The 25,831-nt window shown below is 35.3% G+C and carries 23 protein-coding genes and 1 pseudogene; 17 read left to right on the forward strand and 7 right to left on the reverse strand.

The window, feature by feature from the left end:
* Positions 1-12 precede the first annotated feature (12 nt).
* The 7 genes and pseudogenes from XJ32_RS07665 (at position 13) to XJ32_RS07695 (ending at position 6,654) form a co-directional block, all read left to right on the forward strand.
* A complete protein-coding gene (locus XJ32_RS07665) occupies positions 13-852 on the forward strand; it encodes a peptidylprolyl isomerase (protein WP_020995394.1) in 840 nt (279 codons plus the stop codon).
* 262 nt (positions 853-1,114) lie between these two features.
* A complete protein-coding gene (smpB, locus tag XJ32_RS07670; protein ID WP_005217496.1) occupies positions 1,115-1,570 on the forward strand; it encodes an SsrA-binding protein SmpB in 456 nt (151 codons plus the stop codon).
* Between the two features lie 9 nt (positions 1,571-1,579).
* A pseudogene (exbB, locus tag XJ32_RS07675) lies at positions 1,580-2,011 on the forward strand (TonB-system energizer ExbB); the annotation flags it as partial.
* Between the two features lie 193 nt (positions 2,012-2,204).
* The gene (locus XJ32_RS07680; protein ID WP_005217492.1) at positions 2,205-2,588 is read left to right on the forward strand and encodes an ExbD/TolR family protein; all 384 of its coding nucleotides are present in this window, start codon (positions 2,205-2,207) and stop codon (positions 2,586-2,588) included.
* Between the two features lie 23 nt (positions 2,589-2,611).
* Complete coding sequence (locus tag XJ32_RS07685) at positions 2,612-3,898, forward strand: adenine-specific methyltransferase EcoRI family protein (RefSeq protein WP_077388901.1); 1,287 nt, start codon at positions 2,612-2,614, stop codon at positions 3,896-3,898.
* Between the two features lie 9 nt (positions 3,899-3,907).
* Positions 3,908-5,968: an NAD-dependent DNA ligase LigA gene (gene ligA / locus XJ32_RS07690; RefSeq protein ID WP_077388902.1), complete on the forward strand. Its 2,061-nt coding sequence runs from the start codon at positions 3,908-3,910 to the stop codon at positions 5,966-5,968.
* Between the two features lie 155 nt (positions 5,969-6,123).
* Positions 6,124-6,654 (forward strand): D-glycero-alpha-D-manno-heptose-1,7-bisphosphate 7-phosphatase, encoded by a 531-nt coding sequence (locus tag XJ32_RS07695; RefSeq protein WP_077388903.1) that lies wholly within the window; start codon positions 6,124-6,126, stop codon positions 6,652-6,654.
* Between the two features lie 379 nt (positions 6,655-7,033).
* Here the strand turns inward: XJ32_RS07695 and XJ32_RS07700 are convergent, their stop codons facing one another.
* On the reverse strand, positions 7,034-9,256 hold the full coding sequence (locus XJ32_RS07700) for a hypothetical protein (RefSeq protein WP_077388904.1): 2,223 nt from the start codon (positions 9,254-9,256) through the stop codon (positions 7,034-7,036).
* 183 nt (positions 9,257-9,439) lie between these two features.
* Here XJ32_RS07700 and XJ32_RS07705 point away from each other — a divergent pair, with 183 nt between their 5' ends.
* Together XJ32_RS07705 and XJ32_RS11940 are read left to right on the forward strand one after the other, a co-directional pair.
* Positions 9,440-9,637: a hypothetical protein gene (locus XJ32_RS07705; RefSeq protein ID WP_077388905.1), complete on the forward strand. Its 198-nt coding sequence runs from the start codon at positions 9,440-9,442 to the stop codon at positions 9,635-9,637.
* A gap of 11 nt (positions 9,638-9,648) precedes the next feature.
* Positions 9,649-9,822, forward strand: coding sequence for a hypothetical protein (locus XJ32_RS11940; protein ID WP_155761483.1), 174 nt, complete (start codon positions 9,649-9,651; stop codon positions 9,820-9,822).
* Positions 9,823-10,234: 412 nt separating this feature from the next.
* Here the strand turns inward: XJ32_RS11940 and ftsY are convergent, their stop codons facing one another.
* The 3 genes from ftsY to XJ32_RS07720 form a co-directional block, all read right to left on the reverse strand.
* Positions 10,235-11,107, reverse strand: a complete 873-nt coding sequence (gene ftsY, locus XJ32_RS07710; RefSeq protein WP_077388906.1) for a signal recognition particle-docking protein FtsY — start codon at positions 11,105-11,107, stop codon at positions 10,235-10,237.
* A 22-nt stretch (positions 11,108-11,129) separates the two neighbouring features.
* Positions 11,130-11,870: a hypothetical protein gene (locus tag XJ32_RS07715; protein ID WP_077388907.1), complete on the reverse strand. Its 741-nt coding sequence runs from the start codon at positions 11,868-11,870 to the stop codon at positions 11,130-11,132.
* Between the two features lie 97 nt (positions 11,871-11,967).
* Positions 11,968-12,489, reverse strand: a complete 522-nt coding sequence (locus XJ32_RS07720; RefSeq protein ID WP_077388908.1) for a hypothetical protein — start codon at positions 12,487-12,489, stop codon at positions 11,968-11,970.
* Positions 12,490-12,599: 110 nt separating this feature from the next.
* On the opposite strand from XJ32_RS07720, the gene luxS reads away from it, so the two are divergent.
* The 4 genes from luxS (at position 12,600) to purH (ending at position 16,424) form a co-directional block, all read left to right on the forward strand.
* Positions 12,600-13,097, forward strand: a complete 498-nt coding sequence (gene luxS / locus XJ32_RS07725; RefSeq protein ID WP_004087445.1) for an S-ribosylhomocysteine lyase — start codon at positions 12,600-12,602, stop codon at positions 13,095-13,097.
* A gap of 30 nt (positions 13,098-13,127) precedes the next feature.
* Positions 13,128-13,613, forward strand: coding sequence for a preQ(1) synthase (gene queF / locus XJ32_RS07730; protein ID WP_077388909.1), 486 nt, complete (start codon positions 13,128-13,130; stop codon positions 13,611-13,613).
* Positions 13,614-13,693: 80 nt separating this feature from the next.
* Complete coding sequence (gene tilS / locus XJ32_RS07735; protein WP_077388910.1) at positions 13,694-14,803, forward strand: tRNA lysidine(34) synthetase TilS; 1,110 nt, start codon at positions 13,694-13,696, stop codon at positions 14,801-14,803.
* 73 nt (positions 14,804-14,876) lie between these two features.
* Entirely contained in the window at positions 14,877-16,424 is a 1,548-nt protein-coding gene (purH, locus tag XJ32_RS07740) for a bifunctional phosphoribosylaminoimidazolecarboxamide formyltransferase/IMP cyclohydrolase (RefSeq protein WP_077388911.1), read from the forward strand.
* A gap of 309 nt (positions 16,425-16,733) precedes the next feature.
* On the opposite strand, the gene XJ32_RS07745 is transcribed toward purH, so the two are convergent.
* Positions 16,734-19,865: an efflux RND transporter permease subunit gene (locus tag XJ32_RS07745; RefSeq protein WP_077388912.1), complete on the reverse strand. Its 3,132-nt coding sequence runs from the start codon at positions 19,863-19,865 to the stop codon at positions 16,734-16,736.
* Between the two features lie 10 nt (positions 19,866-19,875).
* Positions 19,876-21,153, reverse strand: a complete 1,278-nt coding sequence (locus XJ32_RS07750) for an efflux RND transporter periplasmic adaptor subunit (protein WP_174566035.1) — start codon at positions 21,151-21,153, stop codon at positions 19,876-19,878.
* Positions 21,154-21,746: 593 nt separating this feature from the next.
* Here XJ32_RS07750 and XJ32_RS07755 point away from each other — a divergent pair.
* From XJ32_RS07755 to XJ32_RS07765, 3 genes are all read left to right on the forward strand, one after another.
* Complete coding sequence (locus tag XJ32_RS07755) at positions 21,747-22,028, forward strand: toxin-antitoxin system YwqK family antitoxin (RefSeq protein ID WP_155761484.1); 282 nt, start codon at positions 21,747-21,749, stop codon at positions 22,026-22,028.
* 5 nt (positions 22,029-22,033) lie between these two features.
* The gene (locus XJ32_RS07760; protein WP_077388914.1) at positions 22,034-22,666 is read left to right on the forward strand and encodes a toxin-antitoxin system YwqK family antitoxin; all 633 of its coding nucleotides are present in this window, start codon (positions 22,034-22,036) and stop codon (positions 22,664-22,666) included.
* A 567-nt stretch (positions 22,667-23,233) separates the two neighbouring features.
* Entirely contained in the window at positions 23,234-23,728 is a 495-nt protein-coding gene (locus XJ32_RS07765) for a ferritin (protein ID WP_004088183.1), read from the forward strand.
* Between the two features lie 351 nt (positions 23,729-24,079).
* Here the strand turns inward: XJ32_RS07765 and XJ32_RS07770 are convergent, their stop codons facing one another.
* A complete protein-coding gene (locus tag XJ32_RS07770; RefSeq protein ID WP_254422314.1) occupies positions 24,080-24,679 on the reverse strand; it encodes a hypothetical protein in 600 nt (199 codons plus the stop codon).
* A gap of 551 nt (positions 24,680-25,230) precedes the next feature.
* Between XJ32_RS07770 and XJ32_RS07775 the strand changes: the two genes are divergently transcribed.
* Entirely contained in the window at positions 25,231-25,824 is a 594-nt protein-coding gene (locus XJ32_RS07775) for a hypothetical protein (RefSeq protein WP_254422315.1), read from the forward strand.
* The last annotated feature ends 7 nt before the right edge of the window (positions 25,825-25,831 follow it).

Below are 25,831 nucleotides of genomic sequence, written 5' to 3' on the forward strand. Positions count from 1 at the left end.
TTAGGAGTAGTGATGAAAAGTTTTGTTTTAAAGCGTGTAGCACAAGTGGCGGCGATTTCTAGTCTTTGCCTTATGCCAATGGCGTTAAATGCAAAGGTTCTTGTGAATGTTGATGGGATTGAGATTTCTGATTCTATCTTTTCGGCATTAAAGCAGCAAAATCCAAGTTTTAATTATGACGCATTGCCTGAAGCACAAAAAAAGCAATTATTAGATGAAATCATTGATGGTGTAGTTACAGCGAATGCAGCAAAAAAAGAAGGGCTTGATAAAAGTGAAGAATACAGAATGGCAAATTTGCAAATGCTATCTGGCTTATGGCTTAAAAAACAAGTTGATAGCCTTTCAAAAACCATTAATGTAAGCGTTGCGGATGCAAAGAAATTTTATGATGCAAACCCAAAAGCATTTGTAACGCAAAATGCTGAGGTAAGACATATCCTAGTGCAAAAAGAACAAGATGCAAAAAACATTATCGCAGAGATTAATAAAGTGCCTAAAGCAAAAACTGAAAGTAAGTTTGAAGAACTCGCTAAAAAACTCTCAATCGATCCGGGTTCAAAGGACAATGGTGGTCTTATGAAATTGCCTATCAATAGCCCAGCAATCGCACCAGAATTCGCACAAGAAGTGCTAAAAATGAGTGCAGGAACTTATACAAAAAATCCTGTAAAAACTCGTTATGGTTATCACATAATCTATCTTAAAAAGCTTGATAAGCCAGCAACACAAACTTTTGATTCTGTAAAAGGACAGCTTGTTGAGCTTTTAAAACAACAAAAAATGGAAGAAGTGCTAAAAGAAAAAGTGAAAAAAATGCGTGATAGTGCAAAAATCACTTATGGGAAATAGTATATACAAAGTTTTTAGACACATATAGCACAAACTCACAGAACAAAGATAGAAAATCTAGCCAAGATTCTCAAGACTAGTTTTCTATGGTTTGCCATGCGTAATAGATATAATAGAATGTATTAGGTGTTTGTGTAATCACACAGAATCTTTTTCTATCAATTTTGCATTGTCTTATGTCTATATAACAAAGCAAAGTGCGTTTGACATAATGCACAAAGTGCTTTCAAAGGAGCTACTTTAAGAATCTAAAGGAGTTATCGTGAGTAGTATTATCCGCAATAAAAAAGCATATCATGATTACTTTATATTAGAGCAAATTGAAGCAGGGCTTGTATTAGCAGGGAGTGAAGTTAAATCTTTGCGTAATGGCAGGGCGAATCTTAAAGACAGCTTTGTGCGTATTATAAATAATGAAGCCTTTGTATTTGGTATGCACCTAACCTATCATCACACTACAAATCCCTATTTTAAGCCAGATGAAAAGCGTCCAAGAAAGCTGCTTTTACATAAAAAGCAAATTGATAAACTCTTTGGGCAAGTCAGTCAAAAGGGTTTAGCCATCGTGCCGCTACAAGTGCATTTTAATAAAAAAGGCTATGCAAAAATGCTTATCGCGCTTGCAAAAGGGAAAAAAGAATACGACAAAAGAGAGACTATAAAAAGAAAAGAGCTAGATAGAGAAGCTAGAGCAAATATGAAAAATCATACATATTAAAGGGTTATTATGGAAAAGGTAGCAGATTATGCGCTGTATATAGATTATGGAATCTTTGGTTTTTTAGTGTTTTTGAGTTTGCTTGTTATTGCCATTGGGATTGAGAGACTTTGGTTTTATTCAATCATTCGGCTTGATGATTATAGCGATAAAAGGGAGTTGGAGCTTGATTTACACAAGCGGCTTACACTCGTTGCTACGATTGGCTCAAACGCACCTTATGTTGGTTTGCTTGGCACTGTTATTGGCATTATGCTAACTTTTACTAGCATTGGGGCAAATAGTATGCTTGATACAAAGGGCATTATGGTAGGACTTGCTATGGCATTAAGGGCTACTGCATTGGGACTTGTTGTAGCGATACCTAGCATTGTGTTTTATAACCTTTTAGTGCGAAAAGCAGAAGTGATTCTAACAAATTGGGATATTTTCACAAATCCAAACACAAATACAAAGAATAATCCACGACTTGATTACAGAGAAGATTTAACAAGCAATCAATTAAGAGAAGATAAAAGACCAAAGCCATATAGCTATACAACAGATTCTAATCTCAAAGACCGCATACACAAAGCAAAGCGACTAGAGATGAAAGATATAGTATCTAGAACAACAACAGACAAAAAGGACTAGCATGAAAAAGATAGATTCACTAAACCTTGTGCCTTTCATTGATATTATGCTTGTATTGCTTGTGATTGTTTTAATGTCAGCTTCTTTTAGCGTCTCATCTCAACTCCCCATTCAAATACCCCAAGTTGATGAAGGTGCACAAAATAGCTTAGAATCTAAACGCATTCATATTGCATTAGATAAAGACGGCAGGATATTTATCAACACACAGCAGGTTGATAAGGTAGCAATGCAGGGCTATTTACGCAGCTTAGATTCTAAAACTAGCGTGATTATTAAAGCGGATAAAGATGCAAATGTGCAGCAGTTTGTAGAAATCATGGCAGCATTACAATATTTTGGTTTAACAAATGTCTTTACAGAAGTAGAGCAGACTAACCCTTAAAAGCTTTCAATAAAGGCAAATCTATGAAGCAGTATCTCTACATAATTCAAGCAAGTAAAGAGCCAAGCAAATGCAAGATTGGAATCACAAATGATTTAGAGCGGAGATTGAAAGAATATAATAGTATTACAGGCATATCACTGGATAATACATATAGCTATCTTTTTACTTGTGAAGTGAGCGATATGCGTCAAATCGAGCAAGATATAAAAAATCAATTTCCGCATTTGCGTGAGTATCGCAGCCGAGAAATTTACTTTTTTAATCAAAGTTTGTTTGATATGTATGTAGATTTTATTCAATCACACCCTTGCTTTCTTGCAAAGTCAAACACTAAAGAATCTAAAAAGCAAACAATTATAAAGCCTGCTAATACGCCCACGATGAAAGAGCGGGGAGTTACAAGAAAATTACTACTTGATAAAGCCATGCGGATAAAAGATGATGAGTTTTATACACGCATGGAAGATGTAGAGAAAGAACTCTCAATGTATCCTACTAAAATATGGAAAGATAAAGTTGTATTTTGTAATTGCGATGATGCGATAGGCAGCAATAGAGATTATACAGATTCTTCAGCCTTTTCACTTTATTTTATAAAACATTTTTTTAGACTAAAGCTTAAAAAGCTTATATGCACTCATTATGGAAGTAGAGCAGATTTATTTAACGCAGGGACACAAGGCTATATCTTTACGAAAGAAGGGGCAAGGGAGCTATTAAATACACCAAAAGGTTATAATGGTGGTTTTGAAGAGACAGAATCACTTAGGATTCTAAACGAAGAGGCAGATATTGTTTGCACAAATCCCCCCTTTTCTCGTGCAGCAGAATATTGGCAGATTCTAATAAGCAGTAAAAAGAAATTTATCATTATCTCAAATATTACAAATTGCATTACGCCATCTTTTATTCCCTATTTTGCCGATAAAAAAGCATGGGCGGGATATACCCGTGTAGATTGGTATCTAAATCCAAAAAGAGTCCCAGTCCAAGCCGCAGGGCATTTTTTTACAAATTTTCCTATAAAAGATCGCCCCACTAAAAGTCGTTTAAAATTTATGCCACTAATTGAGATTCCAGATGTGTATAGAATCTTTGATGATAGCGGTGTATTGTTGGTAGATCGCAGTTATATCCCAAATGATTATGATAAACCTTTTGCAGTATCAGCAAGGCAGATTCTAAATGGTGTGTTAGAATGTGGTTTCAAAATCATTTTAAAAGAACAATATTTTCCTTATATAAAAGGTAAGAAAAAGTTTGCAAGAGTATTAATACAAAAGATACAAGACCAAGATGATAAGTAAAGGGCAACTATGCAAGAGATTAAAAGCTATGAAGAATATTTAGAATCTATTAAAACGCTAAACCTTTATGCAAAGCATTATTACGAGTTAGATGACCCTATTGCTAGTGATTTTGAATATGATATGCTATATAAGGCAGTGAAACTTTATGAAGAAAATAATATTGATAAAATCGCAAAAGATTCCCCAACGCAAAGAATAGGCGATAAGATTCTAAAAGATTTTAGTAAAAATAAGCATAAAAAGCGTATGTGGAGTTTAGAAGATATTTTTAACCCAAGCGATTTAGATGAGTGGCTTACAAAGCTATCAAATGCGATAGCTAGAGTCCAAAAGACTACATTAAGTCCAACGCTTTTTGATACAGAAACACAAATAGATTCTATAAACAATCTAGCCTTTTGTATCTCACCAAAATATGATGGCATGAGTCTGAATCTCTTATATGAAAATGGAATCTTGCAAAGTGCAACTACAAGGGGCGATGGCGAGATAGGCGAAGTCGTTACGCAAAATGCAAAGACCCTGCATTCTCTCCCGCATACAATCCCCTTTAAAGGCAGCATAGAGATAAGGGGCGAAGTCGTGCTATCTAAAGAGAATTTTGCGAGACTAAACAAAGAGCAAGAAAGGAATAATAAAGCCCTTTTTGCAAATCCACGCAATGCTGCCGCAGGGAGTATGCGACAGCTAGATTCTAATCTCACAAGAGAGAGAAATCTAAGCTTTGTAGCATGGGGTATAGGCAGTGTTGATATGAAAGAGCTAGAAAGATATGCGAAAAGATCTAATTTGGGCTTTTATGATATGCTTATGCTATTACCAGAGTTTGGCTTTAGCTCCTTTAGATATTTAGAAAGAGTGAATGCAGAATCTATTGAGCGTGAGTATCAAAAGATTCTAAATGATAGGGATAACTATCCTTTTATGCTTGATGGCTTTGTGATTGTGCTAGATGATTTAGCCTTGCAGGATAAGCTAGGCTTTACACAGAAAGCCCCAAGGTTTGCTTGTGCGTATAAATTCCCCGCAACAGAAGTTGTGATAAATATAGAATCTATTACACCACAAGTTGGCAGGACTGGTATCATTACACCCGTTGCAAACTTTAAGCCCACACCGCTAGATGGTGCATTTATTAGTCGAGCGACACTGCATAACTACAAAGAGATAGACCAAAAAGACATACGCATACGCGATTATTGTCTGCTTGTTAGAAGTGGCGATGTGATTCCAAAGATTACAAAAGTATTGCATGAGAGAAGAAAGGGTGATGAAATAAAGATAGAAAAGCCCACGCATTGTCCTATATGCAGTCATGAGTTAAGCTATGAAGATATTTATATCTATTGCACAAATCCAAATTGCGATGCGATAATCAAGGCAAAACTCATACATTTTGCCTCAAAAAAATGTATGGATATTGATGGGCTAGGCAGTAGCATTATAGAGCTTTTAGTCGATAATGGCGTGATTAAAGAGTGTAAAGATATTTATAGCTTAAAGGAAGAAGATTTTTTAAAGTTTGAAGGATTCAAAGAGAAAAAGGCACAAAATCTTATTAATGCGATTAAAGATAGCATAGAAAATAGGGAATTTTGGCGATTTATCCACGCACTTGGGATCTTACATATAGGCGAAGTAGCGAGTAAAAAACTAGCAAATTATGGTTATGAAATCTTTGATTATGATATAGAAAAATTACAAGGGATTGAGGGCTTTGGCAAGGATATGGCACAAAGCTTTTATGACTTTTGTATCCATAATAAAGATTTTATCAACGAAATGCAAGGGATATTAAAGCCACAATTACAAACACAAACTACACAGATAAACACAGATTCTATTTTCTATCAAAAAACTTGCGTTATCACTGGCACTTTTGCTTTAAGCAGAGATTCTATAAAAGCAAAGCTAGAATCACTTGGGGCAAAAGTCTCAAGCAGTATTAGCACTAAAACAGACTTTCTAATCGCAGGTGAAAAAGCTGGATCAAAACTCACCAAAGCACAAGAGCTAGGCATTAAGATTATAGAATCTAGCGAACTCATGCAGATTTTGGAAATGTAGGGATTGTTTTGGTGTGTTAAGTGTAAGGGAATGGGTTTAAATCTCTTTACTAGTGAATCTTATAAATGCTGATTGCTAAAATCTATGATTATAAGGTAATTGTGAATGATAAAACAGATTCTAAATGCAAAATAAACTTCATTATGGAGTAAGTTATGGCAAAAAGTAAAGCAGTATTTTTTGATAGAGATGGTGTGATTAATATGGATTTATCTTATGTGTATAAAAAGGAAGATTTTAGATTCTATGATGATTTCTTTCCTTGTGTTACGCGTTTTAAAAAGCAAGGGTATAAGCTCGTTGTAGTTACAAATCAATCGGGAATTGAAAGGGGTTACTACACAATAAAAGATTTTTTATCATTAAGTGCTTATATGCAAGACTATATGCAAGAGCAAATGGGTTTTTGCTTTGATAGAATCTATTTTTGTCCGCTATTACATGATACGATAAGGCGAAAACCAGCAAATGGCATGATTATACAAGCTATGAATGATTTAGATTTAGACCTTAGTAAATCTTGTCTTGTTGGTGATAGATTAACTGATATTATGGCAGCTAAAAATGCAGGTATAACAAAACGCTACTTGCTAGATAGGGATAAAAAACATGAAAACTCAGAGGAATTAGATAAGAGTGAATATACACTCATTCATACACTTGATGATTTTCTTCCAGACAATTAGCATACTTAATTACATATACCCATAGGCTATAAATAAAGTTGTTAAAAATATGAGTGAAAATCTCGTGCATTTCAGTAAAAATGTAAATAGTAAATAATAATGGGACGCATAAAGAGGGCAAAACGGCAATTAATTCACATGCCCACCCCCAAAAAATATGCGTGTTAAATGAACGAAAAGGTTTTTCTTCCAAATGGGCTGGGTGTAGATTTAGGGTGTGAAACAAAAGATATCACACCAGCAAAATAAGTATTGCACTCTCCTTATTGCATTTGTGGCGATATTATAGGCGAGATTCTTAAACTAGGTTTGGTTTAGATTTTATTCACTCAAAATCTTAATGAGTTTGGATTCAAAATCATTTTTATCTCATAAGATTCTATACCCTATACTCCACGACGCAGTAATGCGGCAGAATTTCTTTTACTCTTTCTGTTAGGATTTTGCCTTTTTCAACAAGGGACTCATCGGTTATTTCCCCCAGCCACTCACCATCTTCATCAAATTGAAAATTATTAGAATCACACCCCCAATCTCTCAATTCTTCATCAAGCTTTTCTATCTCTGCTTTTTTGTCTGTTATGTCAAGCCTTAAGTCATTTTCCATAATCCCCTCAAGCAAATCAGCACCACCACATTCACTCCATATCCCACAATCATAATCCGCCATTACAAAATAATACTTTATCTCCTTTATATCATCTTCACTCTCAACATAAGTCTCTATATACGCATCGCCTTTAAAGTGTGCTTTCAATGCCTTAGCAAGTTCTAATTTTTGCTCATTAAAGGCAGCATACAGCTTTTTTAGAAACTCATCTGCATCATCTTTATACCAATACAGCCCATACTCATCGTGTAGCCTCTGCCACTGCGTAAATTTCCACGCTAAATCTTGTGGCAAATCTAAAGACTCATAATCAACATTTGCAAACTTCCTTTCCCCCTTTTTACTATCCCAAAGATTCCATATTCCACTGCTCCCAAACTCTTCCCACACTTGCAAATGCCATTTATGCTTGCAATACTTATCGCCACAGGGCTTAATATTTCTTTTTTGCTCTAATTGCTCTTTATGCTTTTGTAGTAGCTTTTCATATCGCTCTAGCACGCCTTTATTTGGCTCTTTTTTGCTATTTCTCTCCATAATGTCAATAGTGCTTTGTGGAATCTCTTTGTAAGTTTCAATTACATTTAATGCCATATTGCGGCAGCGAGTTACAGGGCTTTGCAGGGCAGTTTCTACAAACTCTAGCCCAATAATCTCATCAAAATTTCTAAGATTTTGCACGATGAAGCTTATTTCATCATACACCCTAAACTCCGCCCCAAGCCCTAGCTCATCTTTTGGCTCACTTTTTAAAGATTCTAAGTCAAATCGCTCCCTTGCTAATTCACAAAGCCTTTTATATCTATCTTTAGAATCTATGAGTGTAAGGGGATACCATTCTGTAAAATCCTTATTTTCTCTAGCAATATGAAACATATCCTCCCATATATCAATGCCAAGATGCCTAGCAATGCTCCTTGCATCATAGTTAAATACATCAGCGCGGATTTGCCCCTCCCAATCAATCCCGCTATGAAAGGCTAGAGTATTGATAATATCTAGCAGCTCCTTTTTCTCACTCTCATCATATTCTAGCTCCTCTTCAATAGGGCTAATCAACGCACAAATAATGGCAAATCGCTCTATATTCATCGCTTTGTTTTTAGATTCTTCAATAAACAACGCGACTAGTTCTTTTGAGTGTGGATAGTCTGCAAAATGCACCTTACTCAAGCCACAAAAGCTTTTTAGCATTTGTCCCGTTGCTGTGTAGATTTTTTCATCAAATCCCCGCTCCTTTATAAACCCTAGCAAATCGCCCTTTTCTAAACACTCAAGCACAATATGATCAATGCCAATCTCACATTGATAGCCTTCAAGCAGCAGCCACTCTCGCTTTTTCTCATCATCAATTTTCATATAATCCACATAGGCGATTCTCCCCCAGCCCTTTGTGCGTTTTGCTAGATAAAAGATTTCGTCATTTTTCTCATTACGCATTAACGCCACGGCGACAAATCTCGCAAACTCATCTGCCAAGCCCAAGTATAAAAGCATAGCTATCTCTTTTTCATCAAGATTGCAAATCCCAAGCACGGCAATGCCAAATTTAATCGCCTCTCTATGCACCCCACTAAGCAAAAATCGCCTAGCCGCAGTGATACAGAAATGCAAAAGCCTCGCATTATTATCCGCCTCATTGATTAGTGCTTCTAAAAAATCATCAATATACCCAAGCGTTCTATGCTGGATAATAAACATATAAATCCCGCCTAAATGCTTATCTATCAATTCATCGCTTAATGCATTAGAATCCACTTCCGCAAAATGCCTAAACATCGTAAGTAGCGTATCTGCACTATTTTTCTCATCTTTTCCCATAATGCCATCTAGCATTCCGGGCATAAAGTTTAGCCCCGCAATCTCTGGCATAGCAATATGCAGACTATCATCATCTGGCAAGTCTTTATCCAAGCCCTCTTGTGTCGCATTTTCTACAATCCACTCAAGCAGCCCCTGCTCCCCGCTTATAATCTTTTCATAGCTTTGCATAATCTTCCTTTTTGTAGTTTGCTTTATTATAGCATTTTAAAAAGTATTGCATGGGATTAATCGTTTAAAATCACAAACTACTAAAAGTCCAAAAATTTTATTTCATTTACTATATATATATATATATTAGAATGCCCTCCGTCATATTTTTTTGACAAATATTTTATTTACAAGGAGATCAGTATGTCTATTGATAGGTTAATAGCAAAGTTTGCGGATAAGCAAGTAGCTGAAAAGTATGCAAAAGCTGCAGGAGAGGCAAAAAAACAACACAAAACAACATGTTTTGTAGATTCTGCAGAATGGAAAGTGGCAGATATTAAGAATGCTCTTTTAAAAAGTGGCAATGGTGCATTGGTAAGACAATATGGTTTAGAATAGGGAGAATAGATATGGCTAAAAAAGATCATGGTATGACTACACAAGCAGAGTTTGATAATCATTCAAATCAGTTAAATCCAAATCACCTAGAATATCAAAAAGTGCATCCAGAATCTAAAAAATCTGGCACCAATGCTTCTAAAGGAAGTAACAATAGTAGTCATAAAGGTAATCCTAAGAAGTAGTTTGGAATCTTTCGGGATTAATTATTTTATTGCGATAGCTTTTAAAGATGTCTATTTTTAGATAATAGGCAATGGGAAATGTGATTTAAGTCTCTGCGTGAGATTGCTATGTCGCTATAATATGCGATTGCTGTAGAATCTAATGTCTTACACGGATTCTACGATTTGACTTTCTAATTTTAGGTTATTGTATTTGCTTCAAATGTATGCAGTTGGTATTTGTTTCGCCCTTTCTTGTTGTAGAAATGCCTTCTCTATCATTTGTCATTTTGCTTGAAATATCTTTTTATGTTCTTGTTTATCGTTTAATATTTTTACTTCTTTAGTTTTGTATTGACTCTTTGTAGAATGCAGTATTCGTAATGGCACACCAAAACCATGCGATTGTTATATTTTTAATAACACTCTGAATCTACTTCTCAAAAATAGAATCTAAAAGTCCATTGATAAAATCTTTTTCTTCAAATGCAATAAGTTCATCAGCCTTTTCACCAACACCCAAAAATAGAATGGGCAGTTTAAACTCATGAATAATGCTTAAAATCGCACCGCCCTTGCTTGTGCCATCCATTTTTGCGATGATAATGCCATCAAGTCCTAAGGCTTCATGGAAGATTCTAGCTTGTTCTATACTTGAGCTGCCTTGTGTGCCATCTAGCACTAAAATCTTATGAAAAGGCTTGTTTTCCAAAGCCTTGCTGCATGTTTTTGAGATTTTTATAAGCTCATTTTTAAGATTTGTTTGATTGGGTAGTCGCCCTGCTGTATCGATAATAGCATAATCCATATTCCGTGCTTTTGCGGCACTAATCGTATCAAATGCCAACGCACTTGGGTCATGAGCGTGTTTTGTGGTAACAATCTCTACGCCGATTTTCTCACTCCATAACTGCAACTGCTCGATGGCTGCCGCACGAAATGTATCTCCTGCACCAAGTATTACCTTCTTGTTATTATCCTTAAATCTTTTTGCAAGTTTTGCTATTGTCGTGGTTTTCCCTGCACCATTTACACCGAACACAAGATAGACGATAGGATTTTCTTCTATCTCTTGGAATCTAATCTTATCATAATAGCTTTCCCCGCGAAAAAATCTCTCAATAGCAACACGCAAGGCATCTCTACTGACATTTTCATCGAGATTATCTAACATTTTTTCAATGATTTCGTAGTTAATATCTGATTCTATTAGAATCTCTTCTAGCATACTTTTTTCTATCTTTTGTTGTTTTTGTCCCAAAAATCGTGCTATATTTTCTGAAGTTTTCTTAAAAAATGAAAACATGTTTATTCCTTATCTTTTAGAGCTATTTAGATTGTAGAGATTCTGTGCTGCTTGGAGCGCTTTGACTTAGTGTATTATTTGGTGTCTTTTCTGTCGTGCTAGAATCTGGCTTGTTAGAATCTATTTTATTGTCTTGTGTTAAAAGTTCTGTTATCATTTGTTCAAATATCTCTTCTAGCACCGCCCCCTCAATGCTTTGTATGATATTATTGTGAGTGTCTTGTAGTATAAATAATGGTGCTTGGTAGTCTCTAATCTCAATATTTAATGTGCGTTTTAGAGAATCTAGAAATAAATCAAGCTTATTATTTGTATCCACAAGATTCACTAAATTTTGACTAAGCGTAATTGGAAAATCTCTGTAACTATTAGCATGTATTGCCTGCTTGCTTAAAATAAATACCTGCAAATTTTTTGAACGATGCAATAAATTGTTAATATGGATAAAAGTTGGCATACACATACTGCAGTCTTTTGGGAAAAAAGCAAATAATTTAACTGCATTGCTAGATAGCATGCTTTGCTTATTTGTCGTGTTTGTAATATGTAGCTGTATTTTGTTATTGACATGTTGCAATGAAATCTTTGCAGTTGTGCTGTTGCTTATATTTGTGAAATCATAAGATTCTGTTTTGCTATCACTTGTCTTATTATCATCAGTATCACTGCAACCAAACAAAGCTATAAGTAAGCCAAAGCATAAAACAAAAAGATATGTGCTAGATGATTTTGCATATAGTAAAGTATGTGTAAATTCTCGCATATTTCCTCATTGACAGGTTTTAGATTCTAAAAATTAAATGTGAATTATAGCTAAAATAGGCATTTAGCTATAATTATGGAGTGATAAAATCAAGTCCTTAAGGCATATCTTTAAAAAGATTCTTTAACGCTATTAAAACATTTTCTTCTACTAAGTTATTTATGTCTTTTTCTGTAATCTCTGATTTACTGCCTAAGTCAGCAATTTGCGAGGATTTTAGATTAAGCTTTGCATTTTGTGTGCTTGTAAGTGTTGTCAAGCCGCCTTGGTCTGTTGGTATAAGCATAATTGCGTGTATGGTAATATCAAAGCTATTATCATGCTTGTCCTGTATAAAACCACTTTCTGTTTGCAATGTCTTTTTTGCTTCTAGCTTGATGCGCAAGTTTGCATTGCTATCACTAGATTTTTTAAAGCAACTTTTTGTTAAAGCCTTTTTTGCAGTCTTTTCAATCGCTTCTGCCATATCACCCTCTACTTCAAAAGTAGCACTAGCAAAAGTTTTAAAGACTTCGCATTGTGCGATATTCTTTTGTTCTACTTCGGCTTTTTTGGCACAACCACTATTAAGCATGATAGCTGCTAATGCAATACCTAAGATTTTTATTTTAAAAGACATTGTATTCTCCTTGCAAGTTTTTGACTAAACTAAATAGATTCTATAAAGCGGATATTCTACAATAATTTGCTATAATATGCGTTAATTTTTTATATTTTTAAGGAGCATTTATGCCATTACTTGATAGTTTTAAAGTCGATCATACGATTATGCCTGCCCCAGCTGTCCGTCTTGCAAAAAGCATGGAAACACCAAAAGGCGATAAGATTTCTGTATATGATTTGCGTTTTTGTAAGCCGAATATAGAGATATTAGATGAAAAAGGCATTCATACACTAGAGCATTTATTTGCAGGTTTTATGCGAGATCATCTCAATGGCAAAAATACAGAAATCATTGATATTTCTCCTATGGGTTGTAGGACTGGATTCTATATGAGCGTGATTGGCACACCTAGCGAATATGAGGTAAAAGAGGCGTGGGAAGCAAGTATGCGTGATATTTTGCGTTTAACAAGCGAGGAACAGATCCCAGAACTAAATATTTATCAATGCGGCACAGCAAAAATGCACTCTCTTCATAACGCACAAAAGATAGCACAAGATATGCTTGATAAGGGTATTGGCGTAATGGATACACAAAAACTTTTGTTGAAAGAATTTTGTTAGTGTAATGTGGAATCTAAACTAGGAAAAAGTATGGCAAAGCAAAAACAATATGATTTAAAGCAATTAGGCAAAGAGACGACATATACTTTCAGCTATGATCCAAATGTCTTAGAATCTGTGCCAAACCCACATCCACAAAGGGATTATTTTATTAAGTTTAACTGCCCAGAATTTACTTCACTCTGCCCTATCACAGGACAACCGGACTTTGCTACCATATACATTAGCTATATAGCCGACAAACTTATTGTAGAATCAAAATCGCTTAAATTATATCTATTTAGCTTCCGCAATCATGGCGGCTTCCATGAAGATTGTGTAAATACAATCGCAGATGATTTAATCAATCTTTTATCGCCTAGATATCTTGAAGTTTGGGGTAAATTTACACCAAGAGGCGGCTTGAGTATAGACCCTTATGTAAATTATGGAAAAGAAAAAAGTGTGTATGCAAAAATGGCAAAAAAGCGTTTATGGTTGCATGATTTATATCCCGAAACAATTACAAATCGCTAGGTTAAGATCATATTGATAGGGTTTTTATACTATCATATTTTTATATTTACACGCCGCAATTCATTTACTAAAGAACACCAATGAAACACAAAGATACACACACCCTTACAATTTCACCGCATATATATGCCATTTTAAGTAACAATAAAAACTTACTTGCTTTTTCTGGCGGGGTAGATTCTACTGCACTTTTTTTTGTGTTAATGGAGCATAAAATAGAGTTTGATATTGCAATCATTGATTATGGCAAAAGATCTCAAAGTAAAGATGAAGTGCTATATGCTAAAAGCCTTGCAAAGCAGTATAAAAAGCAATGCTATACACTCATTTCAGAATCTATTACAAAAGATTTTGAACATAATGCAAGAAACATTCGCTATGACTTTTTTCATAAGCTTATAATCACGCGTGATTATCATAATCTCATTACAGCACACCACTTTGATGATAGACTTGAGTGGTTTTTCATGCAGCTTTCATGTGGTGCTGGGCTAAACACATTGCTAGGTTTTCATGATATAACAGAACGCATGATACATAACAAAGTGTATTATCTTGTGCGACCATTTATCACTTACACAAAGCAAGAGATTCTAAACTACAATCACACAAATAATATTAAATACTTCATTGATACAAGCAATAGCGATATAAGCTATAAACGCAATCTATTTAGACAGCAGCTTTCTGGGCTAATGAATAGGGATTTTGTAAATGGTATCAAAAAAAGCTTTGTGTATTTAGAGAAAGAGAGGGCTAGGCTTTATCCGCATGTGATGGTATGTGTAGATTATAATCTTTTTATATGTAAAAGTCATATACACGAGATTCACACGATAGATATGCTTACAAAGCGACTTGGCTACATTATGAGTGGCAAACAAAAAGATGAGTTGCAACATACACTTTTAAAAAATGGGGCGTGTGTCATGGGTGGCAAAATTGTAATTGCAAAGAATGAATCTTTTATATTTGTAGGCATTGAGATTAGATGGCTTATAAAGGCATTTTTAGAGAAAAGAAGGGAAAAATATATACAACTACCTTGCAATATAAAGCATTTATATAATTTAATACAAAAAGATTCTATAAAGATTCCAAAACAAGAGAGAGAGAAATATAGAATCCAAAATATCCCCCCTAAGATACGCCCACTGCTTTATATAAACAGCCTTGATATTTGGGGGTAATTTATAGGCTATTATTTAAACCTTATTGTTACTTGGCTACAATACGCTTCATTATTTTATGTAAGGAAAAGCAATGACACAAAAATACGCACTTTTGAGTGTGAGTGATAAGACTGATATTATCCCTTTTGCTAAGGGGCTAATAGAGCTAGGCTATAAGATTCTAAGCACAGGTGGGACTCTAAAAGTCTTACAAGAAAATGGTATTGAATCTATTGAAGTGAGTAGCTATACACAGAGTGAGGAAATGTTTGATGGCAGAGTAAAGACACTGCACCCAAAGATTCATGGCGGAATACTGCATAGACGAGATAATAAAGAAGACAAACTAACCGCAGAAAAACATGGAATCTTTAATATATCCCTTGTATGTGTGAATCTCTATCCATTTAAAGCAACGATAGAAAAGACAGATTGCTTTGATACAATCATTGAGAATATAGACATTGGCGGTCCCAGCATGATACGCGCAGCAGCTAAGAACTTTCAGCATGTAATAGTCGTTGTAGATTCTAAGGATTATAGCTATATTTTAGAGAATCTAAAAAGTAATAATACGCTAGAGTTTCGCAGAAATTTAATGATAAAAGCCTTTAGTCATACCGCTGAGTATGACTGCATGATAGCAAACTATATGTCTAGTCGCTTTTGTGATGGCTTTGGAGATTCTGTATTTATCACTGGTAAAAAAGTCATGGATACGAACTACGGGGAGAATCCGCATCAAAAAGGCAGTCTCTATGAATACAATGAGTTTTACTCAAAGCATTTTAAAAGCTTAAAAGGCGTGGCAAGTTTTAATAATCTCACCGATATGAATGCGGCTATAAAAATCGCTAGTGCGTTTGGTGATAAAGATTGCGTATGTGTTGTAAAACATGGGAATCCTTGTGGTTTTAGTCTCAAAGACAATCTTATAGAATCTTATCGCCATGCCCTGCAATGTGATAGTGTGAGTGCGTATGGTGGTGTTGTAGCGATTAATGGTGTGCTAGATGTAGAGCTTTCTAAAGAGATTCTAAAAAGCTATATTGAAGTCGTTGTAGCAAGTCATGTAACCCCTGAAGCCTTAGAATCTTTTAGTCATAAAAAGCGGATTAAAATCTTTACTTGCAGTAATGCGGAGAATAGCCGCCTTTATTTTCCACGAGATACATGGGATTTTAAACATATTGAGGGTGGTTTTGTGTATCAAAATAGCGATTTTATCACACCAAATGAAGTGAGAGATTCTAAATGCGTGAGTAAAGCAAAGGCTACACAAGCCCAAATGCTTGATTTAGAAATCGCCTATAAAGTCGCAAGTCTTACAAAGTCAAACTGCGTAACTTATGTAAAAGATGGCAGCCTTGTCGCCATTGGCATGGGTATGACAAGCCGCGTTGATGCAAGTCATGCAGCCATTAAAAAGGCTGGAGAAATGGGGCTAGATTTAAAGGGCTGTGTGCTTGCAAGTGAAGCATTTTTCCCTTTTAAGGATAGCATAGAACTTGCCGCAAGTGTGGGAGTAAGTGCAGTTATTGAGCCGGGTGGAAGTATAAGAGATGATGAGGTGATACAAGAAGCAGATAAACATAATATCGCACTTTATTTTTCTGGCAAAAGACATTTTTTGCATTAGCATTAATATCGCTTGGATATACCTAGTAGTCCATACGCTTAGAATATGATTTTACTGCAAGTAGAAACGGAATTTTATCGATAGATATTTTTTCATGTAGCTTATGTTGTTTTCATGGTTTTTATGTTTGTTCTTAAATGATCGCATACAATGCAAGAATTTATAAAAACCAAAACCACATTGCACACAAGTCTTGTGTTTGTCTATAGAAATATAAATCTGTATTAGCACAAGTGCAGGTGAAGAGAAACCGCAACAAAAAACCACAGCCCTATATTTCCAAACACATAGAATATGGCGGAATCTTATTTAACTTTCTTGCTCTTTTCTCTTATTAAGCCATTCATTTAGTCTTGCTACATAACTCCAAAAAAGCGGAATGAAAAATATGGCGATAAAAGTTGCTGCCATCATACCACCAATAACACCTGTGCCGATAGCATGTCTGCTTGCACTTCCAGCCCCGCTACTTAAAGCCAGAGGCAATACGCCAATACTAAATGCTAAAGAAGTCATAATGATAGGGCGAAATCTAAGCTTTGCCGCACCTATGGCAGATTCTATAATGCCCTTTCCTTCTCTTTCATGTAAATGCTGTGCGAACTCCACAATTAAGATCGCATTTTTAGCCGATAAAGCGATAAGCATAACAAGCCCGATTTGAAAATATATGTCATTATCAAGCCCACGCAAAGTGGTCGCAAGGACTGCACCAAAAACTGCAAAAGGTACTGCAGTAAGCACTGATAAAGGCATAAGCCACCGCTCATATTGCGCACATAGAATGAGAAACACAAAAATAAGTCCAAACACAAAGGCAATAGTCCCTGTGCCACTTGCATTTTTTTCTTGATAGCTTGAGCCTGAATAGGCTATTGTATAGCCCTGCGGTAATACTTCTTTTGCTACTTCCTCAATAGCCCTTAAAGCATCGCCACTTGAGTAGTCTCCCTTTGCTTGTCCTGTGATTTTCGCACTCATAAAGAGATTGAATCTATCTACAATGTCTGCCCCTGTAACGCGTTCAAACTCCACTAAAGAACTCACTGGGACCAGATCACCCTTATTTGATTTTACAAATACGCGACTTAAATCTTCTGGTGATTTTCTAAATTCGCTTTCAGCTTGGATATTCACCTGATATGTTTTCCCATAAAGGTTAAAGTCATTGACATAATATTGCCCAAAAACGCTTTGCATAGTTGTGAAAACATCGCTTACATTCACACCCATAGACTTTGCCTTTTCTCTATCAAGGGTGATGAAGTATTGCGGAATATTTGGATTAAACATGCTATTTACGCGTGTAAGCTCTGGTCTTTGATTTGCCTTTGCAACAATGAGATTTGTGTATTTCTCAAGGTCTTGTATTGTGCCATTATTTCTATCCTGCACATAGATTTCAAACCCACCTGCAAGGGATAAACCACTGATTGCAGGTGCGCCAAATACAATAGCATTTGCTTCAAGTTGCTTGTTTAATAAAACATAGAATTTACCTACAATACTCGCTGCACTCTGGTCTCTCTCACTCCAGTCTTTCAAGGTTGTAAAGATGATAGCCCCACTTGTCCTTGCTGCACCAGCAAGCATATCATAACCTGCAATTAAAAAGCTATAATCAATATTTGGATCTTGCTCTAAGAAAGATAATGCCTTTTTACCCTCTACAATTGTGCGTGAGAGTGAAGCAGCAGGTGGTAGCTGCAATGAAGATATTACAATGCCTTTATCTTCGCTTGGCACAAGACTTGTTGGCAGTCTCTTAAATAATCCCCAAGTAACGCCAATGATTGCAATAAAACAAAGAGATAAAAGCCCCCCTCTTCTTAAAACCCTTGCGATTTGTTTTCCAAACTTAAAGGTAAGCCAATCAAATACATCATTAAATCTTTTTACAAGATAAAAGGGCTTAGGCTCTTTTGCTTTTAAAATAGACACACATAAAGCAGGGGTTAAAGTCAATGCAACAAAGCCAGAAATAACCACAGAAATAACAATAGTAATTGCAAACTGCTTATAAATTGCTCCCGTAAATCCACCGATAAATGCTACTGGGATAAATACAGAACAAAGCACTAATACAATGGCTACAACAGGTCCTTGAATCTCACTCATAGCCTTTAGTGTCGCCTCTTTTACTGAATATTTTTCTCCATTTTCATTTGTCTCTGTATGCAAGATTCTCTCTACATTTTCAATCACAATAATGGCATCATCAACAACGATACCAATGGCTAGTATTAGCCCAAAAAGTGTTAAAAGATTGATTGAGAATCCAAGTGCATACATACCTGCAAATGCCCCTACAATAGACACAGGGATAGCAATAACAGGGATAATAGTCGCACGGAAATTTTGTAAAAAGAAATACATGATAATAATAACAAGCACAATGGCTTCTGCGAATGTTTTAATCACTTCTTTGATTGAGATTTTAACAAATGTAGTCGTATCATACACATTATTATATTGCATTCCATTTGGAAAATTTTCTGCTAACTCTTCTAGCCTTTTTGCAACGCCATTTGCTACATCAAGGGCATTTGCACCCGGCTGGGCTGATATACCAAAGCCAACAGATTCTTTACCTTTAAATAGCGGACTAACGCTATAATCTTTTGCTCCAAGCTCGATTTTTGCTACATCTTTTAGACGCAAAGCGCTACCATCGGCATTTGATCGAATAATAATATTACCAAATTCATTCGCACTAATAAATCTTCCATGTGTGCTTACAGAATAGGTAAAAGCCACTTTATCATTTAAAGGTTCTGCACCAAATGAACCCACTGCAAATTGTGAGTTTTGCTCAGAGATTACTTGTGCTACTTCGCTTGGTGAGAGATTATTTTGTGAGAGTTTATCAATGTCAAGCCAGATTCTCATAGAATAATCACGATTGCTAAAAACGATGACATCACCCACGCCCGGCACTCTTTTTAGCTCATTTACAACATTGAGTAAGGCGTAGTTTGCCACATAGGTAGAATCATGGATTGCATTATCAGAATACATAGCATAGATAGCAAGTAGTGTTGAAGATTTTTTATAGACATTTACACCTACTCTTTGCACCTCTGCAGGAAGCCTTGAGAGTGAGGACTGCACGCGGTTATTGACATTTACCATTGCCATATCTGCATTTGTGTCATTGCTAAAATATACACTTATGCTTACAACCCCACTTGATGATGATGAAGACTTCATATACAGCATACCCTCAACACCATTAATACTATCTTCTAGCACACTTGCCACAGTGTTTGCAACAACCTCAGCACTAGCACCTGTGTATGTTGCCTGCACGACAATTTCATTTGGCACAACTTGGGGGTATTCCTCCACCGGTAAAATATAGATAGAAATCGCACCAACAAGCGTCAGCACTATGGATAAAACCATAGCAAAAATAGGGCGATTGATACAAAACTTTGACATCAAATCCCCTTTATCCGTATATAGAATCTGCTTTACTAGATTCTATATACTTGTCATATTGAGCCTTTGAAAAAGGCGAAATATCTTGTTGAGATTCTATCTTGGATATTCTGCTATGTTTAACATGATAAGTCGAAGTAGATTCTATATTATGCTGCATAAAACTCATGCTTTTTGTATCTTTAGAATCTTGTGAGGTTGCATTAACAGGCATAGTTGGGCGGATTTTTGATAATTGATTGATGATGAGTGAATCGCCATTTTTAAGCCCATCAAGGATTAAGACTTCATTATTTGGCAGATTCTGTCCTAGCGTTACCCTTGCTATCTCTGCTTTATTGTCCTTTGCGATAAATACATAGCTTCCATCTTTATCTTGCAAAAGGGCGCTTTGTGGTATTGTGATGGCATTTTGTGCTTCAAAGCCTTTTAGTCTCACACGCATAAATTCATTTGGTATAAGTTTGTGTTCATCATTATCCACAATCGCCCTTGCCTTGATTGTAGCTGTTTGTGAATCTAGCACACTATCGATAAAATCTAGTTTGCCCATTTTGCTATACGCTTTGCCATTACCTAACACAAACTCAACTTGTATGCTACTATCCTCCAACCCTCTCATAAAGTAATAATCTCTGCTAGGGATAGAAAACTCCGCATAAATCGGGCTTAACTGCGTAATAGTCGTCAATACATCTTGACCGCTTGTGCCGACAAGATTCCCAACATCATATTTTCGCATACCAGCCCTACCGCTAATACTTGCTACCACATCAGTATAACCTAAATCAATCTTAGCATCTTCAAGGGCTGCTTTTGTATTTGCTAGATTCGCTTGGGCTTGTAAGTAATTTGCCCTTGAAGTGTCATATTGGTCTATCGTATATACGCCCTGCTTATACAAGCTTTCCACTCTTTTCCAGTCGCGATTTGCTTTTACAAAGCTTGCCTCTGCGGAATGATATTGTGCCTTTGCTTGATTCACCTTTGCTTGATAGCGTGCTGAGTCAATCTTAAAGAGTAACTGCCCCTCTTCTACAATATCACCCTCTGTGAAATTCTTTGTTAAAAGTGTGCCTTGCACCCTTGCATATACATTTACACTTTGGATACTTTTTAGTCGTGCTGGATACTCAAAGTTTAAAGCTACATTTTTTGATTCTATATTTTTTACTTGGACTTGCAGGGCTTGGACTTCTTGTGCTTGTTGTGTAGAATCCTTGCAGCCTATAAACATTACAAGCACAATCACACAGAAAATCATAAATGAGAATTGAGAATCTTTCATTGGGTTAGCTTTTGTGATTTTGTATCTTGCTTGTGTGTAAAAAACATAGCATAGCTGCATGTATGATTGTATGCCTTTTTGCATAATCGTTCTCCTTGTTTATAAATGCCTTAATTATCATTTCAATAAAAGACTTTAGATTCTAGCTTGATTTTGTAAATATTTGCGTAGCAAATAATTCTTTTTTGCATACTTTTTAATTTTTTATTTAGAATCTAGCAAGGCATTTTTATACAAGTATTTCAAAATATGGAACTTTTGCTTGAATAAACACATATCAAAATACACTCTTAGTTTTTAGAATAATAAAAATATCAGTAAATATGTAGTCATTTATGGAATCTGAATCTTATGTTAATAGCTAGATTTTATGCCTAGTGTGGCAAACTTGCATACAATCTTACATACCTTAAGAGTCTGGTAAAATATAAGAACTATAGGAAAATATGCTAAAGTCACAATTTCATTTTTTCACTTTAGAATCTTTACTATTTTATATGGCAAAATATGGCAAAAGGGGAATTTATGAGAGTTTTATTTACTAGCACATTTTTTGGCATTTCGCTTTTATATGCAAATCTATACGCAAAGTATTGAATGAATGTGTCAGTGATACGCATAGACAAAGAGGCTGCATTGAGAAAATGTATTGGTCGACAGAAATTGGTGAGAGTGCTATTGTAAGATTTAAATTGCCTTATCGTAACGGCAAAAGAGAGGGATTATATCAATACTTTAATGAGAGTGGAAATCTTGATATTGAGGTATTATACAAAAATGATAAAAAATGGTTTAGAAATAATCACATAGTTCAAATAGATGAGAAGGCTCTAGTTCTGAGACACCATATAAAGATGGTAAAAAACATGGTATAGAAAAAGTGTATAGTGTTGATTATATAAGGACGCTGGTTGGGGAAGGCATACTTATCCATGAAACCCCTTATATAGACGATAAGCAACACGGCATGGAAAAAGAGTATTATGAAGAAAATGGAAAGATACGCAGTGAAGTAGAATATAAGAATGGTAAATTAGAAGGTATTACAAAAGGGTATTATAAAAACGGGCAACTCGCGTATTCTGCAACATATAAAGATGATAAAAGGCATGGTGTAGAAAAGTGGTATTATGATGATGGGGCATTGTTGCGTGAGAGTGCATATATAAATGGAGAGAAAAATGGCATAGAAAAAACATACTATAGAAACGGGAATCTATCATCACAGGCTAACTATGAGAATGGCAAGAGAGTGGGTATTACAAAAACATATTATAGCAATGGGAATCTTTTAAGTGAGAGAGAGTATAAAAAAGATGAAATAGAGACAAAATATTATAATGAGAAAGGGGAAATAGGCTTAGAAGTCATTTTATTGTATCCATTAAGTTTCTATCATGGGCTTAAATTCTCCGTATGTAAAAACGGCAAAGTCCTAACAAAAGACGAACAAAAAGATATAATTAGAATAAGCAATATATTCTCAGATTTTTCGCACGTAATATCATTCTGAGTCGGATGCTATTTGGATTAGCCGACTATCTGACAGACCTATAACAAGCCGAGAAGTATGGTATAACAGATGCAATTACACAATATATGATAAATACCCCGATGTTTGTGGTGAATAATCTAGCTGATTGTGCTATCTCATGCGTGCTGACACACCGGCCTATGATAAGTCATCGCACATGATGGGTGTTGCCATAGCGGTAACGCTAGCAATGATTGTGGATTCTGCGATATTTTTTTGTGTTTTAAAACAATTGGCAACTTTATTCCTACACAAGCAACTTGCCAATCATAATAACTAGAAACTAACCTATATGCTTGATTTGGCTGTGTCCAATACAATGTGTTTCTTTCAGACTCCATGTCATTTAATCTCTGCACTCATTTTTACACAATGCGTATTCCGCATATCTACCAAAACATTACTATAATATTTTTTTTATAATTTACATATTATAGTAAAAAGTGGATTACATATTGACTTATTATCATTTAATATACTATAATGATAAAGTTAATTTGAAATTGTATCAAATTATCAAAATATTTTATTATATAGGAGCATAATATGTTATCAGCTGAAGTTACAAAAAAGTTAAATGAGCAAGTTGCAAAAGAAATGTTTGCATCAAATCTGTATTTAAGTATGAGTTCATGGTGTTTTCATAACAGATTAGATGGTGCGGGGCAGTTTTTATTTTCACATGCAGGACAAGAAAGCGATCATGCTAAAAAGCTAATCACTTATCTTAATGAAACAGATTCTGTTGTGGAGCTACAAGCGATAGAAAAGCCAGAATCTAACTTCAAAAATTTACTTGATGTGTTTGAAAAAACTTATCAACATGAGCTATCAATCACAAAATCGATTAATGATCTTGTAAGTTTTATGCTAGAAAATAAGGATTATTCAACTTTTAACTTTTTGCAGTGGTATGTAGCAGAGCAGCATGAAGAAGAGGCGTTGTTTCGTGGCATAGTGGATAAAATAAAGCTTATCGGCGAACAAAGCAATGGGCTTTATTTAGCAGATCAATACATTAAAACACTTATAGGCAAATAAGTATAGATTCTGTGTAACTCTCAAAGTCTTAATCTAGATTAAGACTTAGCTTTTTTATAAATTTTATTGCAGTAATGAAATTAAAAGATTTTAATTTCATTACTCTCATTGTCATCATCTTTCTAATCACATAATATTTCCAAACATATTTAATGCAGAGAATCCAAGCCATTTTAAGTCATATATCTTAATTAGAATCTATTTTCCAAAACTATCTCAACTTGATAACTCAAAGCATAGTAATTATATATGATTCTGAAAATATATACAAAATAGAGAAATAAAAAACACTCTATGATTCTCACTATCTTACCGCAAGAACCACAAAGTCTTCTAATGCAAAATAAATAATTAAAAAGTATAGGAATACATGAGTACATAAGTAATATCTGTCGATATTTGTCCTGCTGTGCCAATAGTATTATATGGTATCCTAGTAATACCATCAAGCCTACTTCTACCACCATCAAACACCATGCCTAGCCCCACATGAAAGTATCCTAAAAATCCACCATTCTTATAAGTGCCATACCGCTCTGTATATCCAGCACTACTGCCAACAAGCACACCAAAGCCAAATGGCTCTGTCTGGATAAAATCCCACATAACATCCAATCCAACCCCACCAAAATAGCTTGTCTGTGTATTATCAAAAATGCCATTCAGCCTTACGCCAAAAGTCTTATGAAAAAAGTAACTATATCCAAGTGCTACACTCGCATTTACCTGCAATGCTTTCGTATCAACATTATGTGTGAAGTTTATACCCACGCCAACTTGCACGCTGCTTTTTGCCCTACGGATTTTATTGTCAATATCATATTCAAATGAATCTCCACCAGCAAGCTCAAGCTGTTCCACATCAGCTTTTTCGCCCACAGATAAATCACCTTCAGCAAACAACAAAGAGACTACACATAAACACATAAACGGCACTTTATAACAACGCACAACACACTCCAACCAACAAAATCACTAGATTCTAAAATACACTAACTAAACGCCTATACAAGCAAAAGAGATTCCAAAATACCAATCAATATATCATTCTGCATTTTACACATCTGTGGCAAAAATATTTACAAATACAGCGGTTTGCTTGCAAAACTATGGAATGACTAAGCAGAAGATTCTAAACTTACATTGATTTAAGCAAATAGTATTTCTCTAAGAAAATCTATGAAATCCTACTATAAAATAACTCGCAATGCAAGTGTTTTGCATAAATCCCTATTTAAATTACTCATATTTGAATCTCTCTATTAGAATCTAAAAGCACATTGCCTGCTATAATCACAACGGATTAATTTATAACAAAGCCATTCTCTTAAAACAAACAAATGCTATAATAGACAGATTCAAATCTATGGGGGTTATCATTTATGCTACTTTATAATAAACTCTATAAACATACCTTATACATTCTTATCATAAGTATCTTTATAGGCAATAGCGCTAGGGCTTGTGAATCTTTTATTCGCTATATATCCGATGGGGATTTGTTGAATGAAAACATGCCTTTTTATAAAAATATGACCTATTTGAGTGCTATTAGTAATATTTTTGGAGCAGAATATGGATATGGCTTTAGTCTATCTTCACATAGCACAGATTCTATTATGATGGATAGACAACTTCCAGCCCATCATCTTGCATTTGATATAGGGTGGATGGGGATTGGCGGGTCATCTTGTAGAATCTTAAATTTTGGTGTAAAGGGTAGATATGAGTATAGCTTTGATGTAAGAAGTTATGGCACACATAGATTTGGCATTGAGACATATTATCATCCGCCTTTGTTTAACATTCAAGGTTGGCAGGTTGCAAGTGTAGTATTTGGGGTTGGTGGCAGACTTGATAATATAGGCATAAATGGTGGGACATATATAGATGCTGGTATGCTTATTTTACCAAGTAGCCCCGTGCATGCTTCACTTGTATTTAGAAGCGATTTTATCACAAATGCCCCCACGCAACACTCCGTGCAGCTCTCACTTCGCTTTCCATTTGCGGTATATCCAGCTGCTGCTATAACGGCTGTTGCCCTACCGATTTATATCCCAGCTGCTTTGATAGCACCAGCTTTTAATAAGTAAGTGATTA

The organism is Helicobacter bilis, assembly GCF_001999985.1.
GTDB classification, from domain to species: domain Bacteria; phylum Campylobacterota; class Campylobacteria; order Campylobacterales; family Helicobacteraceae; genus Helicobacter_A; species Helicobacter_A rappini.

Bases quoted from the DNA above. Each gene is read 5' to 3' on its own strand.
- XJ32_RS07665 (WP_020995394.1), top strand. From the start codon at position 13: ATGAAAAGTTTTGTTTTAAAGCGTGTAGCACAAGTGGCGGCGATTTCT.
- XJ32_RS07680 (WP_005217492.1), top strand. From the start codon at position 2,205: ATGAAAAAGATAGATTCACTAAACCTTGTGCCTTTCATTGATATTATG.
- XJ32_RS07685 (WP_077388901.1), top strand. From the start codon at position 2,612: ATGAAGCAGTATCTCTACATAATTCAAGCAAGTAAAGAGCCAAGCAAA.
- ligA (WP_077388902.1), top strand. From the start codon at position 3,908: ATGCAAGAGATTAAAAGCTATGAAGAATATTTAGAATCTATTAAAACG.
- XJ32_RS07695 (WP_077388903.1), top strand. From the start codon at position 6,124: ATGGCAAAAAGTAAAGCAGTATTTTTTGATAGAGATGGTGTGATTAAT.
- XJ32_RS07700 (WP_077388904.1), bottom strand. From the start codon at position 9,256: ATGCAAAGCTATGAAAAGATTATAAGCGGGGAGCAGGGGCTGCTTGAG.
- XJ32_RS07705 (WP_077388905.1), top strand. From the start codon at position 9,440: ATGTCTATTGATAGGTTAATAGCAAAGTTTGCGGATAAGCAAGTAGCT.
- XJ32_RS11940 (WP_155761483.1), top strand. From the start codon at position 9,649: ATGGCTAAAAAAGATCATGGTATGACTACACAAGCAGAGTTTGATAAT.
- ftsY (WP_077388906.1), bottom strand. From the start codon at position 11,107: ATGTTTTCATTTTTTAAGAAAACTTCAGAAAATATAGCACGATTTTTG.
- XJ32_RS07715 (WP_077388907.1), bottom strand. From the start codon at position 11,870: ATGCGAGAATTTACACATACTTTACTATATGCAAAATCATCTAGCACA.
- XJ32_RS07720 (WP_077388908.1), bottom strand. From the start codon at position 12,489: ATGTCTTTTAAAATAAAAATCTTAGGTATTGCATTAGCAGCTATCATG.
- luxS (WP_004087445.1), top strand. From the start codon at position 12,600: ATGCCATTACTTGATAGTTTTAAAGTCGATCATACGATTATGCCTGCC.
- queF (WP_077388909.1), top strand. From the start codon at position 13,128: ATGGCAAAGCAAAAACAATATGATTTAAAGCAATTAGGCAAAGAGACG.
- tilS (WP_077388910.1), top strand. From the start codon at position 13,694: ATGAAACACAAAGATACACACACCCTTACAATTTCACCGCATATATAT.
- purH (WP_077388911.1), top strand. From the start codon at position 14,877: ATGACACAAAAATACGCACTTTTGAGTGTGAGTGATAAGACTGATATT.
- XJ32_RS07745 (WP_077388912.1), bottom strand. From the start codon at position 19,865: ATGTCAAAGTTTTGTATCAATCGCCCTATTTTTGCTATGGTTTTATCC.
- XJ32_RS07750 (WP_174566035.1), bottom strand. From the start codon at position 21,153: ATGAAAGATTCTCAATTCTCATTTATGATTTTCTGTGTGATTGTGCTT.
- XJ32_RS07765 (WP_004088183.1), top strand. From the start codon at position 23,234: ATGTTATCAGCTGAAGTTACAAAAAAGTTAAATGAGCAAGTTGCAAAA.